The sequence below is a fragment of the Vreelandella jeotgali Hwa genome, from assembly GCF_000334215.1.
Taxonomy (GTDB): Bacteria; Pseudomonadota; Gammaproteobacteria; order Pseudomonadales; family Halomonadaceae; genus Vreelandella; species Vreelandella jeotgali.
The window spans coordinates 108,584-123,275 of record NZ_AMQY01000011.1; the positions used below are offsets into that span (position 1 = coordinate 108,584).

General features: G+C 63.2%; 10 protein-coding genes and 2 tRNA genes. 8 read left to right on the plus strand and 4 right to left on the minus strand.

All coding sequences use genetic code 11. The features are described from left to right. Window positions 1-182: 182 nt before the first annotated feature. Genes C793_RS0103800 through C793_RS0103815 form a run of 4 tightly spaced genes read right to left on the minus strand, consistent with a single transcriptional unit; the run spans window position 183 to window position 3,551 of the window. The gene (locus C793_RS0103800) at window positions 183-1,145 is read right to left on the minus strand and encodes a branched-chain amino acid ABC transporter permease (RefSeq protein WP_017429629.1); all 963 of its coding nucleotides are present in this window, start codon (window positions 1,143-1,145) and stop codon (window positions 183-185) included. Then, a complete protein-coding gene (locus tag C793_RS0103805) occupies window positions 1,145-2,014 on the minus strand; it encodes a branched-chain amino acid ABC transporter permease (RefSeq protein ID WP_017429630.1) in 870 nt (289 codons plus the stop codon). Before C793_RS0103805 ends, C793_RS0103800 begins: the two co-directional genes overlap by 1 nt. 2 nt (window positions 2,015-2,016) lie before the next feature. Next, window positions 2,017-2,724 carry an ABC transporter ATP-binding protein gene (locus C793_RS0103810; protein ID WP_017429631.1) on the minus strand — a complete coding sequence of 236 codons (708 nt, stop codon included), beginning with the start codon at window positions 2,722-2,724 and terminating at the stop codon, window positions 2,017-2,019. Further along, window positions 2,721-3,551 (minus strand): ABC transporter ATP-binding protein, encoded by an 831-nt coding sequence (locus tag C793_RS0103815; protein ID WP_017429632.1) that lies wholly within the window; start codon window positions 3,549-3,551, stop codon window positions 2,721-2,723. The genes C793_RS0103810 and C793_RS0103815 overlap by 4 nt, the downstream gene beginning before the upstream one ends. A gap of 452 nt (window positions 3,552-4,003) precedes the next feature. On the opposite strand from C793_RS0103815, the gene radD reads away from it, so the two are divergent. From radD to C793_RS0103855, 8 genes are all read left to right on the plus strand, one after another. Further along, window positions 4,004-5,815: a DNA repair helicase RadD gene (gene radD / locus C793_RS0103820; protein WP_083871891.1), complete on the plus strand. Its 1,812-nt coding sequence runs from the start codon at window positions 4,004-4,006 to the stop codon at window positions 5,813-5,815. A 92-nt stretch (window positions 5,816-5,907) separates the two neighbouring features. After that, on the plus strand, window positions 5,908-7,977 hold the full coding sequence (locus C793_RS14055) for a sensor domain-containing diguanylate cyclase (protein WP_156804885.1): 2,070 nt from the start codon (window positions 5,908-5,910) through the stop codon (window positions 7,975-7,977). 247 nt (window positions 7,978-8,224) lie between these two features. Next, window positions 8,225-9,163: a segregation and condensation protein A gene (locus C793_RS0103830; protein ID WP_017429635.1), complete on the plus strand. Its 939-nt coding sequence runs from the start codon at window positions 8,225-8,227 to the stop codon at window positions 9,161-9,163. Further along, the gene (scpB, locus tag C793_RS0103835) at window positions 9,160-10,035 is read left to right on the plus strand and encodes an SMC-Scp complex subunit ScpB (protein WP_017429636.1); all 876 of its coding nucleotides are present in this window, start codon (window positions 9,160-9,162) and stop codon (window positions 10,033-10,035) included. Before C793_RS0103830 ends, scpB begins: the two co-directional genes overlap by 4 nt. After that, window positions 10,010-10,909 carry a 23S rRNA pseudouridine(2605) synthase RluB gene (gene rluB, locus C793_RS0103840; RefSeq protein ID WP_017429637.1) on the plus strand — a complete coding sequence of 300 codons (900 nt, stop codon included), beginning with the start codon at window positions 10,010-10,012 and terminating at the stop codon, window positions 10,907-10,909. Before scpB ends, rluB begins: the two co-directional genes overlap by 26 nt. A 72-nt stretch (window positions 10,910-10,981) precedes the next feature. Then, window positions 10,982-11,057: transfer RNA gene (locus tag C793_RS0103845), tRNA-Lys, on the plus strand. A gap of 16 nt (window positions 11,058-11,073) precedes the next feature. After that, window positions 11,074-11,149, plus strand: a tRNA-Lys gene (locus C793_RS0103850). Between the two features lie 152 nt (window positions 11,150-11,301). Continuing rightward, window positions 11,302-14,529, plus strand: coding sequence for an Eco57I restriction-modification methylase domain-containing protein (locus tag C793_RS0103855; RefSeq protein WP_017429638.1), 3,228 nt, complete (start codon window positions 11,302-11,304; stop codon window positions 14,527-14,529). The last annotated feature ends 163 nt before the right edge of the window (window positions 14,530-14,692 follow it).

Below are 14,692 nucleotides of genomic sequence, written 5' to 3' on the forward strand. Positions count from 1 at the left end.
CAACGTGCAATCGCCAATAACAATCAACAGAAGCTAACAGCAGTGCAACAACTGCAGGCAACAACAGACAGGGCCCGGTGAATCTCACCGGGCCCTGTCTGCTTTGGTCAGTGGCAATGGGTCAGTAGCAATGGGTCAGTGATAGCTGGCCAGTGATAAGCGCCAGCGCTGTATTCGCCGGCCTAGCCGTCTTGCCGGCCCTTGGCGCCTTTGGCGGTCAGCCGGGGTGGCTTCTCGGGCAGTAGCCCCTGGGGCCGGGTCAGCAGGAACATCTGCAACAACACACCGATCAACAGCACGCGCAGCGCTGCGCCCTGGGTGGCATATGCTGACGGAAGCATGCCGGTGAGCAGCTCCGTGCCGCTCCAGATGCCCCACACCACCAGTGCACCCAGCAGTGCCCCGCGGTTGTTACCGCTGCCGCCGGCAATCAGCATCACCCAGATGATGAAGGTGCCGTAGAGCGGCTTGAAGGCTTCCGGGCTCAGGAAGCCGAAGAAGTGGGCGTAGAGCCCGCCGCCCAGCCCCATGAGAGCAGAGCCCAGCACAAAGGCCTGGAGCCGGAAGCGCGCGATGGACTTACCCGCCGCGGCGGTGGCCGGCTCATTCTCGCGGATCGCCCGCAGCACGCGGCCCCAGGGCGAGACATAGGCACGTTCCACCAGGAAGTAGGCCAGCACCACGAACAGCGCCACAATCAGCAGATAGCCCAGGGGCGTATCCAGCGGCGTGCCGACCAGGGGTCGGGCGATGCCGGCAAGGCCGCGCACGCCGTTGGTCAGCCAGTCCTCGTTCTTGATGAACAGCCGGATCATCTCGGCAATGCCGATGGTGGCGATGGCAAGGTAGTCGGTGCGTAGCCGCGCGGTAATCACGCCGATGATCAGGCCGATAGCCACCGATGCCAGGGTTGCGCCGGCCAGCCCCACCAGAAACGGCATACCGAACCCGCCCAGATAGGCCGGGCTGCCGGGAGTGGTCAGGATGGCGCTGGTATAGGCGCCCACCGCGAAGAAGCCGGCGATGCCGATGTTGAACTGGCCGGTAAAGCCCCACTGGCTGTTAAGGCCAAGCACCAGGATGGCGTAGATGCCGGCGAAGGTCAGAAACGAAATGAGGTAGCTGGAAACGCCTGCAAGTTCCATTAGAGAGTCCCCTTGAAGATGCCCTGGGGCCGCACAATCAGCATGATCACCATGATGGCGAAGGCGACGGCCGGCTTGTAGGACGCCGAGATGAACAGGGTAGACATTTCCATGGAGATGCCGATGACCATACCGCCCACAATGGCGCCGTAGGGACGCCCGATACCGCCCAGAATGGCGGCGGCAAATATCGGCAGCAGCGTCGTCCAACCCATCATCGGATGCAGCCGGGTGTCGATGCCGAGGAAAACACCGGCGGCGGCGGCCAGCGCCCCGCCGATGATCCAGGTCATCATGATGACCCGCTCGGCGGGAATACCCGAGATGCGCGCCAGATCCATGTTGTCGGACATGGCCCGCATGGCCTTGCCCAGCCGGGTGCGACTGAGAAAGAGGTGCACCATGACAATCAGCGCCGACGAGATCAGCACGATCCAGACGTGGTCGGGCTTGAGGCGCAGTCCGCCCAGCCAGTCGAGGCGCCACGGAAACTGGATGCCGCTGACGTAGGTCTGATTGTCCGAGCCCCAGATCAGCTGCACCAGGCTGCGCAGAATCAGCGCCATGCCAAACGAGGAAATCAGCAGAATAACCGGCTGAGTGCGGCGCAGGCGTCGATAGATCAGCTGATCGATAGCCACGGCAATGATCGCCATCCCCAGCATCGCGGCCGGCAGCGCCCACCAGGCGCTCAGCCCGAAGGCGGAGACAAACGCCAGGCCCAGATAGGCCCCCAGCGTCATGAAATCGCCGTGGGCGAAGTGGGCAAAGCGCAGGATGCCGAAGATCATCGATACCCCGATCGCGCCCATGGCCAGCACGCTGCCCAGCACCAGGCCGTATACCAGCAGTTGCAGGATCTCGTTCATCCTCAGCCCCCCAGAAACATTTCGGCGACGGCGGGATCGGCCAGCAGCGCCGGCCCCGTGTCTTCGTGGCGGTTGGCCCCGGTGGCCATCACATAGCCGCGGGTGGCGATGGCCAGCGCCTGTCTGGCGTTCTGCTCCACCATCAGCACGCCGATGCCTTCGGCGTTGATCCTCTGGATCTGCACGAAGGTTTCATCGATCAGCCGGGGCGACAGGCCGGCCGTTGGCTCATCCAGCATCAGCAGGCTGGGATCAATCATCAGCGCGCGGCCCATGGCGACCATCTGGCGTTCACCGCCGGACATCTGCCCGGTAGGCTGGCGCCGGCGTTCGGCCAGGCGGGGGAACAGCTCATAGACGTGCGCCAGGCGCGGTCGGATATCGCCCTTCATCAGGTAGGCGCCCATCTCGAGGTTTTCCTGCACCGTCAGCGAGGGGAAAATATTGTGTTCCTGGGGCACATAGGCAACGCCGCGGCGCACCATCTGCTCGGGTTTGGTGTTGGTGATGGCTTCACCGCGGAACAGCACCTGGCCCTGGCGGATGTTCAGCAGGCCGAAGACGGCTTTCATGGCGGTGGACTTGCCGGCGCCGTTGGGGCCTACGATAACCGCGATCTCGTCGTGTTCCACACCCAGGTTCACGCCCTTGAGGATATCGTTGCCGCCATAGCCAGCGTAAAGGTCCCGGGCTTCAAGCAGTATGCTCATTGGCTGGCTTCCTTGTCTGTGCCGGTGGTGGCTGATGCCGGAGATTCTCCCCCGCGTCCGCTGGCGCCGCCGCCCAGATAGGCCTCGCGCACCTGTTCGTTGCGGCGCAGCTCGTCCATGTGGCCGGAGGCGATCAGCTCACCGTTGGCCATGACGTGTACCGGATCGCACAGCGAACTCACCAGGTCCATGTCGTGTTCGATCACGCAGAAGGTATAGCCGCGCTCTTCGTTGAGGCGGCGGATGGCTTCGCGAATCTTGCCCAGCAGGGTGCGATTGACGCCGGCCCCCGGCTCGTCGAGTAGTACCACCCGGGCATCGGTCATCATGGCGCGACCCAGATCCAGCAGTTTTTTCTGGCCGCCGGAGAGGTTGCCGGCCAGCTCGTCGGCAACGTGGTCTATTTCCAGGAAATCCAGCACGTCATCGACCTTTTCGAGGATGCTGGCATCCTGATCGCGCACTTTGCCCCAGGCCAACCAGCTGGTGAACAGGTTTTCGCCCCGCTGATCCGGCGGCACCACCATCAGGTTCTCGCGCACGGTCATCATCGAAAACTCGTGGGGAATCTGAAAGGTGCGCACCAGGCCGCGATGAAACAGCCGGTGAGTGGGCTGGCCGGTGATGTCTTCGCCATCCAGCAGAATTTTGCCGCGGTCGGGCGGCAGGGAGCCGGCAATGATGTTGAACAGCGTCGATTTGCCGGCGCCGTTGGGGCCGATCAGGCCGGTGATTGAGCCTTTTTCCACTCGTATTGAGCAGTCGTTGAGAACCTGCAGGCCACCAAAGGTTTTGTGCAGGCTCTGCACATCGATCATGGCGTTCAAGGCTACCCTCCATTGGCCGTGTTTTATTGTTGTGGCAAGGAGCTGGTTACGCGTTGTGCTGGTCTTTTGCCAGCTACCGTCAGTCGCCAGGGGCTGCGCAGTCAGAGGGCAGCGAAAAATGCCGACATGTTGTGCTCGTCGGGGATATCCCGCCTCGCATGCTTGTGTCGGTACAATAAGTGCCGGCCTCCCCGGGAAAACGAATTTTGTAAGCCGTCTGACGACAAAAACACAATGCCACGGGTTGTCGCACAAGACCAGTAACGCGGCAGCCCGACCGCGCCGGGGAGTCGAGCTTGTCGAATTGTTACCCGGAGCGGTGTCACCGGCCGCGGCTGCTACCTTGAGCGTCAGGACGCAAAGTCACGAAGGTCGCATGAGCAAGAGGCTGATAATGCCATCATCTGCCGCCCACTGACGCTACCCACGAATGCCGACAAAGCGAGTTGATTTTGCCGCCATCTGCCTCTCACCGCACTGACACTGTCACACCGGCGAACCTTCCCGGTCCGCCCGAGTTGCGCCCCTACCAGCGCGAGGCCGTTGCGCGGGTGGTAGGGCATTTTCGCGGGTCGAGCGAGCCCGCCGTGGTGGTGTTGCCCACCGGCAGCGGCAAATCGCTGGTGATTGCCGAACTCGCCCGTCTGGCTCGGGGGCGGGTGCTGGTGCTGGCGCATGTGCGCGAGCTGGTCGAGCAGAACCACGCCAAATACGAGGCCTACGGCCTGACGGCGGATATTTTCAGCGCCGGGCTCAAACGCAAGGAAGCCGGCCGCCAGGTGGTGTTCGGCTCGGTGCAGTCGGTGGTGCGCAGCCCCGAGCGTTTTGCCGACGGCAACTTTACGCTGCTGGTGATCGACGAATGCCACCGCGTCTCTCTCGATGAAAACGCCAGCTATCGCCGGGTCATCGAGCATCTCCGCCAGCACAACCCCAACCTGAAGATTCTGGGCCTGACCGCCACGCCGTACCGGCTGGGGCAGGGCTTTATCTATCATCGCCACCACCACGGCATGGTCCGCGGCGACGAGGACTGCTTTTTTCGCGACTGCGTGTTCGAACAGCCGCTCAGGCTGATGGTCAAGCAGGGCTATTTGGCGGCGCCCACGCGGCTGGACATGGCCGTGGAACACTACGACTTCGCCGGGCTGGCACCGGCGGAAAGCGGCGCGTTCAGCGAAGCGGCGATGAACCGGGTCGTCGCCGGCAGCCGCGCCACGCCGGGTATCGTCGCCGATATTATCGCCCGCGCCGAGCGGCGCCGGGGCGTGATGATTTTTGCCGCCACCGTGGAACACGCCGAAGAGGTGCTGAGCTATCTGCCCGACGGCGAGGCCGCGCTGATGACCGGCGCTACCGATGCCCGGGAGCGCGCGGCGATGATCAATGCGTTCAAGGCGCAAAGGCTCAAGTATCTGGTCAACGTCGCGGTGCTCACCACCGGTTTTGACGCGCCTCACGTCGACGTCATTGCCATTCTGCGCCCCACGGAATCCGCCAGCCTTTACCAGCAGATTATCGGCCGGGGGCTGCGGCTCTCGCCCGGCAAGGACGACTGTCTGATTCTCGACTACGCCGGCAACCCCTGGGATACCTACGCGCCGGAAGTCGGCGAGCCGCGACCCGCCAGCGACAGCGAGCCGGTGCAGGTCATCTGCCCCGAGTGCGAGCACGCCAACATCTTCTGGGGCAAGTACGACGGCGAGCTCTTGATCGAGCATTACGGCCGTCGCTGCCACGGGCTGGTGGAAGACACCGCGGGTCGGTCGGTACAGTGCGCGTTTCGCTTTCGCTTCAAGACCTGCGACGACTGCGGCGCGGAAAACGACATTGCCGCACGGCGCTGCCACGGCTGCGACAAACGCCTGGTGGACGCCGACGACAAGCTGCGCGACGCGCTGAAGCTCAAGGACGCCCGGGTGCTACGGGTCTCGGGTATGCAGCTCGAAGCAACAACCAACGGCCGGGGACTGCCGCGGCTGAAAGTGACCTATCATGATGAGGACGGCGCGACGCTTGACGAGTGGTTTGCGCTGGAAACGCCCGCCCAGCGCCGGGCGTTTTATGCGGTGTTTCTGCGCCGCCATTTGCGCGCGCCGGGCATTGGCTGGGAACCGACGACGCCGGCGGACGTCATCGCCGGGCGCGAGCGCCTGCGCCATCCGGATTTCGTCGTCGGCCGCCTGGCCGGGCGCTACTTCAAAATCCGCGAAAAGCTGTTCGACTACGCCGGGCGCTATCGCCGGGCGGCCGAAGCCGAGTAGCGGATCATGCCCGTCAGGTGGCAGGCTCTACTCAGGGTATCGCTGGCACAATAACAACCCACCACAGCGGGGGATACGTGATGCGCCAAAGCATGCGTCGACGACAGATAAAATGGACGATTATCGTATTCGTGCTGCTGGCAGGCGTGCTGTATATCGGCAGAATACCCTACGATCAGATCCTGCGTGACGAGGTCCGCACGCGCCATACGCAGCTGATGAAAACCGCCGATATTCTGACCCGGGAAAAGCTCCGGGACCTGATACAGGACGTTCATCGGCTCGCGCAGAAAACCGCCATTACCGAATACCTGGAGGCGCCCACAATAGTGCGGCGCAGCATCATGCAGCGGGCCCTGATTGATACCAGCAACGCCTACGCGCGTTACGCCCGGATTCGCTATATTGACCGCACCGGCATGGAGCAGCTGCGCGTGAACTATGCGCCGCACGGCGCCTACAGCGTGGCGAGTACCGCGCTGCAGGACAAGTCGCAAAGCGACTACGTCAGGGAAGGCATGGCGCTTGAGCCGGGCGAAATGTATCTCTCGCCGATGGCGCTGAACGTGGAGCATGGCCGCCTGGAGCGGCCGCTCAAGCCGACGCTGCGTCTGGTGCGCCGGGTTGCCAACAGCCAGGGCGAGCCACGGGGGATGCTGGTGCTGAACTATTCCGCCGATCAGCTGCTGGCGCGGTTGCGCGCGCTGTTTCCCGAGCTTGATCGTCCCATGCTGCTCAACCGCGACGGCTATTGGCTGTTAAGCCCCAATGCCGATGACGCCTGGGGCTGGCTGCTTGAACGGCCGCATAACACGCTGAAGGAGCAGCGCCCGGCGCTGTGGGAAAAAATCCAGGCCTCACCCAATGGCATGGCCGAGATCGACGGCGACTTGTACAGCTACGCCCGCCTGAATATCGGCGAGTTTGACGCCCCGACCCCCGTGCCCCGGACGCGCGAACGCCAGGCCGGTGATATTGCCACCAACATTGGTACCGACACCGACACCGACACCGACACCGACACCGACACCGGCACCGACAGTGCCACCGCTGCCGGGCCGGCGGCGGCAAGTGCGGGCGCGTCGGTGCAGCCGGTCAGCACCCCCGACCCCTGGATCATGCTGGTACAGACCCGCTACGCCCAGTGGCATGTGGGAGCGGCGTATTTGCGGCCGTGGTTTCGTGCGTTTGTGGTGGGCCTCTTTGTCATGGCGGCGATGCTGGTGTACTACGTGATCGCCGCACGGGAGCAGCGCCGCCTTGCGCGCGAAGCGGAGCGCCGGCAACTCGCCGAGTTCAAGGACCTTTACGATAACGCGCCCATCGGCTATGTGACGCTGGCGGCCTCGGGGATGATTACCAACGTCAACCATGCGCTGCTTGCTTCCCTGGGGCGTCAGCGCGATGAGCTGTTGAGCGGCTATTACCTGACGGATCTGGTGAGCGACGAGTCCCGCCCGGTGCTGAACAACCTGCTGTACTCGCTGGGCGAGGGTGAGCACATGCAGTGCCGGCTGGACATGCGCTGCAACAACGGCGACCTGCTGACGGTGCTGTGTAGCGTGTCGTCGCTGCTTTCCGCCTACAATACGCTGATGGTCGGGCGTTGCAGCGTCCAGGACATCAGCCAGCAGGTCGCTCTTGAACAGTCTCTCGAACGCCTGGCCTACAGCGACCCGCTGACCCGGCTGGCCAATCGGCGTTATTTTGACGAGCTGGCCAGCCGTGAAATTCAGCGGCTGCAGCGTGAAGGCGGCACCCTGACCGCGCTGGCGCTGGATATCGACCATTTCAAGGCGGTCAACGATTCCTGCGGCCACGATGCCGGTGATGAGGTGCTGAAATCGCTGGCGGATATCTGCCATTCGCGGCTGCGCGGCAGCGACATCCTGGCGCGTTTCGGCGGAGAGGAATTTACCATTCTGCTGCCCGGTGCCAACGCCGAGGAAGGGCGGGTCAAGGCCGAGACCCTGCGCCGGACGCTGGCCAATGCCCCGGTTTTCCCGGCCGACGGCGACGCCATCCATTACACGGTGTCGATTGGCGTGGCGGTTCTCGAATGGCCCGATGAGGCGCAGCTGCCCGCGCTGCTCAAGCAGGCCGACAGAGCGCTCTACCAGGCCAAGCAAAGCGGCCGCAACCGAGTGTGCGTGGCGGAGTGAAAATGCGGTAGTGCTATCGTCCGCAGAGCCGTCAACAGGTCGAAGAGGGGGTTCTACGCCAGGGATGGCGTAGATAGCGTCCAGGGAGGGATTGATAGCGCCCCCTCGCCGACCTGTTGACGGCTCGTCCGACGGATCGAGGTTAACGGCAATGGTTCCGGAAAGTGCAGCGGGCTGAAAGACGGCGCCGCGCTGGTCTTGCTAGACTGGCGCGCTCCATCACGGCTTCCCGAAAGCGAGACCCTGCGTGAGTGATACCCCCAACCCGGCGCCCGACGACGCCAAGACCGCCGACGAGCCGGTCTCCGAGGCGCTGGCGCTGCTGTTTGACGAGCCGATTACCCAGCTGCCGGAGGATTTATACATTCCCCCGGAGGCGCTGCGGGTGTTTCTGGAAGCGTTTGAAGGCCCGCTGGACCTGCTGCTGTATCTGATCCGCCGTCAGAATCTGGACATCCTCAGCGTCAACGTCGCCGCGATTACCCACCAGTACATCGAGTACGTGGAGCTGATGAAAGCCATGCAGATCGAGCTGGCCGGCGAATATCTGCTGATGGCGGCGATGCTGGCCGAGATCAAATCGCGCACGCTGCTGCCGCGCCCGCCCCGGGAAGACGACGAGGAAGAAGACGACCCCCAGGCCGAACTGGTCCGCCGGCTGCAGGAATACGAGCGCCTGAAGGAGGCCGCCGAAACCCTGGACACGCTGCCGCGCACCGGGCGCGACTGGTTCAGCACCCGGGTCGACGTGCCCGACCTGGAAGCCCGGGTCATTCATCCCGACGTGGAGCTCGACGAGCTGCTGGGCGCCATGAACGGCATTCTGCGGCGCGCCGAGCTGAACCGCCAGCACCGCATCACCCCGGAGGTGCTGTCGACCCGGGAACGCATGCTGCGCATCATGGACGCGCTGAACACCGGGCACTACACGCCGTTCGAGGCGCTTTTCAATCTGGAAGAAGGCCGCGCCGGGGTGGTGGTGACGTTCATGGCGATTCTGGAGTTGGCGCGGGAAGCCATGATCGAAATCGTGCAGAACGCGCCGCTGTCGCCCATCCATGTGCGCACGCGCGACGCCGGGCCGCAAGCCGGCGATGTCACTCCCGGCCTGGCCTCGGAGCCGGCGCCTGACGAGGAACACGATGACGGCGATGACGCCGTTTTTGCCGACGAGGATGCACCATGAGCGAGGCGGGCACGACCCTGGACGACATCATTGAAGCGGCGCTGCTGGCCGCCGGCGAGCCGCTCTCCGTGGAGCGGCTGGAGACGCTGTTCGCCGAGGCCGAGCGCCCGGCCCGGGGCGAGCTGCGCCTGGCGCTTGCGCGGCTCAACGAGCGCCACGCCGGCGGCGCGCTGGAACTGGTGGAAAGCGCCTCGGGCCACCAGCTGCGCATTCGCCCGCGGCTGTCGCCCTGGGTCTCGCGGCTGTGGGACGAGCGCCCGGCGCGTTACTCCCGGGCGCTACTGGAAACGCTGGCGCTGATTGCCTACCGCCAGCCGGTTACCCGCGGGGATATCGAAGAGGTACGCGGCGTCAGCGTCTCCAGCTCGATCATGCGCACCCTGGGCGAGCGCGGCTGGACCCGCATTGTGGGCCACCGCGACGTGCCCGGCCGCCCGGCGGTGTACGCCACCACGCGCAGCTTTCTCGACGACTTCGGCCTGAAAACCCTCGATGCCCTGCCGCCCATGCACGCACTGGTCGGCGACGACGAGCCCGACGACGACCAGGCAACGGCGGAACAGGGTGGCAGGACGCCGGAAGACATGCCGGCCGGCAAGCACGGCGAAGCGCCGGAAAAACCGCTTGCCGACGACGACAAAACGCGCCACGATGCGCCCTCAGAGGCGGCAGCGCCCGAGCCCGAGCCGGAAGACAAGCCCGAGCTCGGCGCTGCCGATGACCACGCCGAGACGGCGTTAACCCGGCCGCTGAGCTTTGCCGATCTGGAGGCGAAGCTGGCGGCCCGCGCCGGGCGCGCCGATGATAACGAGCGCCCGGACGAGCATTCCACGAGGTCACACGACCATGAGTCAGAAGAAAACCCCCGCTAAAAAAGCCGATAAAACGCCGGCAGCGCCCGGCGGTGAAAAACTGCAGAAAGTCCTGGCTCGCGCCGGGCTGGGGTCGCGGCGGGAAATGGAAACCGCGATTGCCGCCGGCCGCGTCAAGGTCAACGGCGCGCTGGCGACCCTGGGCGACCGCGTTGAGCCCCGCGACAGCGTCGCCTTCGACGAGCGCCCGGTAACGCTCAAGGCGGAAGCCGAAGTTCCGCGCCGCGTCCTCATGTACAACAAGCCCGAAGGCGAGCTCTGCACGCGCAAGGACCCGGAAGGGCGGCGCACGGTGTTCGAGCGTTTGCCGCGGCTCAAGGGCGAACGCTGGATCGCCATCGGCCGGCTGGATATCAACACCAGCGGGCTTTTGCTGTTCACCACCGATGGCGAGCTGGCCAACCGCCTGATGCACCCTTCCACCCAGGTCGAGCGCGAATACGCCGTGCGGGTGATGGGCGAGGTGAAAAAGGCAAACGTCGTTGCCATGGTGGAAGGCGTCATGCTCGAAGACGGCCCCGCGCGCTTTACCGACGTTCAGGAGTTCGGCGGCGAGGGCATCAACACCTGGTTTCATGTGGTCCTGCTGGAAGGGCGCAACCGCGAGGTGCGTCGCCTGTGGGAATCCCAGGAATTGACCGTCAGCCGCCTGAAGCGCGTGCGCTACGGCAATATCTTCCTCGACAAACGCGCCAGGGCCGGCGAGTGGATCGAGCTGGGTCAGGACGAGGTCGATGACCTGGCGACGCTGGCCGATCTGCCGGCGCGCAAGGTGCCCGAGCTGACGCCCAACGAAAAGAACCGCTGGAGCCGCGACAAAAACAAGCGCCGTCCGGTACATGCCATGCGCAAGCCCAAACGCCCGCGCGGATAATTTCTCCGCCGGGGTACGAAAAAGCGCTTGCGATCACGGCATCAGATCCGTAGGATATGCATCCGTTCGAGGGGGTCGTTAGCTCAGTTGGCAGAGCAGTTGGCTTTTAACCAATTGGTCGCAGGTTCGAATCCTGCACGACCCACCATTTCGGACCCTGTTACGGGTCGTTAGCTCAGTTGGCAGAGCAGTTGGCTTTTAACCAATTGGTCGCAGGTTCGAATCCTGCACGACCCACCAGATTCAGCGCCCCCGGCAGTCTTCTGTCGGGGGCGTTTTGGTAGATATCCAGCTCCTGCCCGCACAGCGCGACACGGCAAACGGCACCCCGCCGGTATTGAGTGATATGATAGCGAATTATAGTTTCGCTCCAGCTAAAGGAACCTGGCCTCATGTCGCTGATCGCCGAGCAAGTGCTGCAAAATCATGTACAGCCGCCTACCGCCATTCCCGACGATCACCTGGCGACGATTACCGCCTGGAAAAACAGCATCCTCAGCGGTGATATCGAGCGGCAAAACGAGGTGGCGCTGCACGCGCCGTTCACCGAGCGCATTCTAGGCACGCTGCTGGGTTACCAAAGCTTTGGCCAGGGGGATAGCTATACCGTCGCGCGGGAATATGGCATTGCCCGCGGCGCCGTCGATATCGCGCTGGGGCAGTTTTACGGCGAACGCGAGCGCAATCAGGTCAAGGCGGTGTTTGAAGTGAAGGGCGCCAAAACCCGCGACCTCGATGCTATCATGCCCGGGCGGCATAAAAGCCCCGTACAGCAGGCGTGGGAATACGCTCGCGACGTAAAAGGCGTGGACTGGGTGCTGGTGACCAACTATCGTGAAATTCGCCTGTATCACGTCGGTGAAACGTCGCTGGTATATGACACCTTTGATCTCACCACCCTTGATGACCCCTGGGAATACGCGCGTTTTCAGCTGTGCCTGGGCGCTGAAAACCTGCTCAATGACCGCCCGCTGGAGCTTTTGCGCCAAACCCAGCAGGCCGATAAGGACATCACCGCGCGGCTCTATCAGGACTACAAGCACCTGCGCGAAACCCTGATTGTCACCCTGATGGAAGCCAACCCCGAATGGGCACCGGCCAGGCTGGTGCCGGCGGCGCAAAAGCTGCTCGACCGCATTCTGTTTCTGGCCTTTGCCGAAGACACCGGACTGATTCCCGATAACTCCATTGCTCAGGCCTACGAGCACGCCGACCCCTACAATCCGCGCCCGGTGTACGACAACTTCAAGGGGCTGTTTCGCGCGGTCGACAAGGGCAACAAGCCGTTGAATATCCCCGCCTATAATGGCGGCCTCTTTGCCGAGGATGCCGAGCTGGATAGCTTGAGCGTCAGCGATGAGCTGTGCGAAGCGTTTAAAGAGCTCGCTGAATACGACTTTGCCTCGGAAGTCTCGGTCACGGTGCTGGGACGTATTTTCGAGCAGTCGATTACCGACCTGGAAGCACTGGCCGAGCAGCTGGAGCGCGGCGAAGCCATCGTCCCGCAGGAAAGCGCTCGCTCGGTCTCCGGGCGGCGCAAGCTTCAGGGCGTGGTGTATACCCCGGATAATATTACCGCCTTTATGGTCGAGCAGACTCTGGGATGCTATTTACAGCGGCAATTTTCGCGCTTGCTCGGCGACTACGGCCAGCTGAAAAACGACGGCAGCATCCAGTGGAAGCGTGGCAAGCAGAACGAGCTGAAGTTCTGGTACGCCTGGCAGGAAGCCTTGCAGCATATCCGCGTGGTCGACCCCGCATGCGGCTCGGGCGCGTTTTTGCTTGCCGCCTTTGATTTTCTCCACGCGGAATATCAGCGCATCAACGACAAGCTGGCCGAGCTCACCGGCCAGCCCGGCGTGCTGGATCTCAACAAGGAAATTCTCAACCACAACCTTTATGGCGTGGATATCAACGCCGAATCCATCGAGATCACCAAGCTCTCGCTGTGGTTGAAAACCGCCGAACGCGGCAAGCCCCTTACCAGCCTTAACGCCTGCCTGCGCGACGGCAACAGCCTGGGGATTACCCGGTCGGTAGCGGGCAGCGCGTTTTGCTGGCATGCGGCTTTTCCCGAGATTTTTGCCGACGGCGGCTTTGACGTGGTGCTGGGCAACCCGCCGTATGTGCGTCAGGAGCGCTTCTCCGAGATGAAACCCTGGCTGGAAGCCCACTACCGGGTGTATCACGGCGTGGCCGACCTGTACGCCTACTTTTTTGAGCTGGGGCTTAACCTGCTCAAACCCGGTGGCATGCTGGGCTACATCAGCTCCTCGACGTTTTTCAAAACCAATGCCGGCATGCCGCTGCGTCGCCACCTGGCCGAGTGCACACGCCTGCACAGCGTGGTGGACTTCGGCGATTTACAGGTGTTTGAAGGCGTGACCACCTACCCGGCCATTCTGGTGATGGAAAACGCCGCGCCGACGGAAGATCACCGCCTGGCGATGCTCAACCTGACCGACGACCTGCCGGAAAACCTCGGCCAGCGGTTTAGCCAGGATCACGGCACCATGCCGCAAAGCCGGCTGGGCAGTGAAGGCTGGCAGCTGGAAGACGAAACCCTGGCCGCGCTGCGCCACAAGCTCACCCACGCCGCCGACGGCACGCCGTATCCCAGCCTCAAAGCCGTATATGGCTCGCCGCTATACGGGATTAAAACCGGCTGTAACAAGGCATTCGTGATTGATCAGGCGACCCGGGATGCGCTGGTGGCCGAAGACCCCGCCTCGGCCGAGGTGCTCAAGCCGTTTCTGGAAGGCAAGGATCTGAAAAGATGGCATGCGCAGAATCAGGGGTTATGGCTGATATTTGCCCGGCGCGGCATTGATCTTGATGCGTACCCGGCAGTGAAGCGGCATCTGGAACAGTACCGTGAGCAGCTTGAGCCCAAGCCACGCGACTGGCCGCGTGGCAAGAAATGGCCGGGAAGAAAGGCCGGTAGCTACCGCTGGTATGAAATTCAGGACACTGTAGCGTATTACGAAAAGTTTGCCTTGCCCAAGGTTTTCTACCCGGATATCACCAATAGCCCCAAGTTTTATCTGGATACCGGCGGAGCCTTTGCTGCCAATACGGCCTACTTTTATCCTGATGGTAACTACTATTTAGTGGGCTTGCTGAATTCACAGGCTGTGTGGTTCTTTCTCACGGGGATCGCCGATTCGGTGCGCGGTGGTTTTTACCGGATGTTTTCACAAAATGTGAACCGCATTCCTTTGCCACCAGCGTCCGACGAGCAGCAGGCCACCATCGCCGAGCTGGCCGAGCAGTGCCAGCAAACCGCCGAACAGCGCCAGCAGGTGATTGAGCGCTTTGCCCGCCGCCTGTGCGATGACCTCTGCCCCGACGGCCGCGAGCCCAGGCTCAACACCAAAAGCCGCCAGTGGTGGCAGCTGGACTTCAAGACCCTGCAGGCTGAGGTAAAAAAGAGCTTCAAGCTCAAGGCCAGAGATACGCTGATCGCCGTGGCCGAGCGCGACGACTGGGAAGACTATTTTACCGACCGGCAGGCCAGGGTGAGCACACTGGATGAGACGCTTGCCGCGACGGAAAACCGGTTGAACCAGGCGGTGAATGCCCTGTTTGATTTGACCCGGGAAGAGCAGCACTTGCTGTAACGCGGGGCAGCCAGGCATTGAAGCGCCACGACTTCCCTCCTTGGGCGTTTCGCGGCAGAATGATAGAGCATGCAAACGGACCGGCCACCGCGAAAGACGCGCAGGCCGACCGTCAGGGCGCGGCGCGTGCGGAGCGCACCGCCGCGATCGATAGATAGCAGGG

Excerpts from the sequence above, each read along its gene's own strand:
- rluB (WP_017429637.1), top strand. The coding sequence starts at position 10,010 with ATGAGTCAGAAGAAAACCCCCGCTAAAAAAGCCGATAAAACGCCGGCA.
- C793_RS0103810 (WP_017429631.1), bottom strand. The coding sequence starts at position 2,724 with ATGAGCATACTGCTTGAAGCCCGGGACCTTTACGCTGGCTATGGCGGC.
- scpB (WP_017429636.1), top strand. The coding sequence starts at position 9,160 with ATGAGCGAGGCGGGCACGACCCTGGACGACATCATTGAAGCGGCGCTG.
- C793_RS14055 (WP_156804885.1), top strand. The coding sequence starts at position 5,908 with ATGCGTCGACGACAGATAAAATGGACGATTATCGTATTCGTGCTGCTG.
- C793_RS0103800 (WP_017429629.1), bottom strand. The coding sequence starts at position 1,145 with ATGGAACTTGCAGGCGTTTCCAGCTACCTCATTTCGTTTCTGACCTTC.
- C793_RS0103805 (WP_017429630.1), bottom strand. The coding sequence starts at position 2,014 with ATGAACGAGATCCTGCAACTGCTGGTATACGGCCTGGTGCTGGGCAGC.
- C793_RS0103855 (WP_017429638.1), top strand. The coding sequence starts at position 11,302 with ATGTCGCTGATCGCCGAGCAAGTGCTGCAAAATCATGTACAGCCGCCT.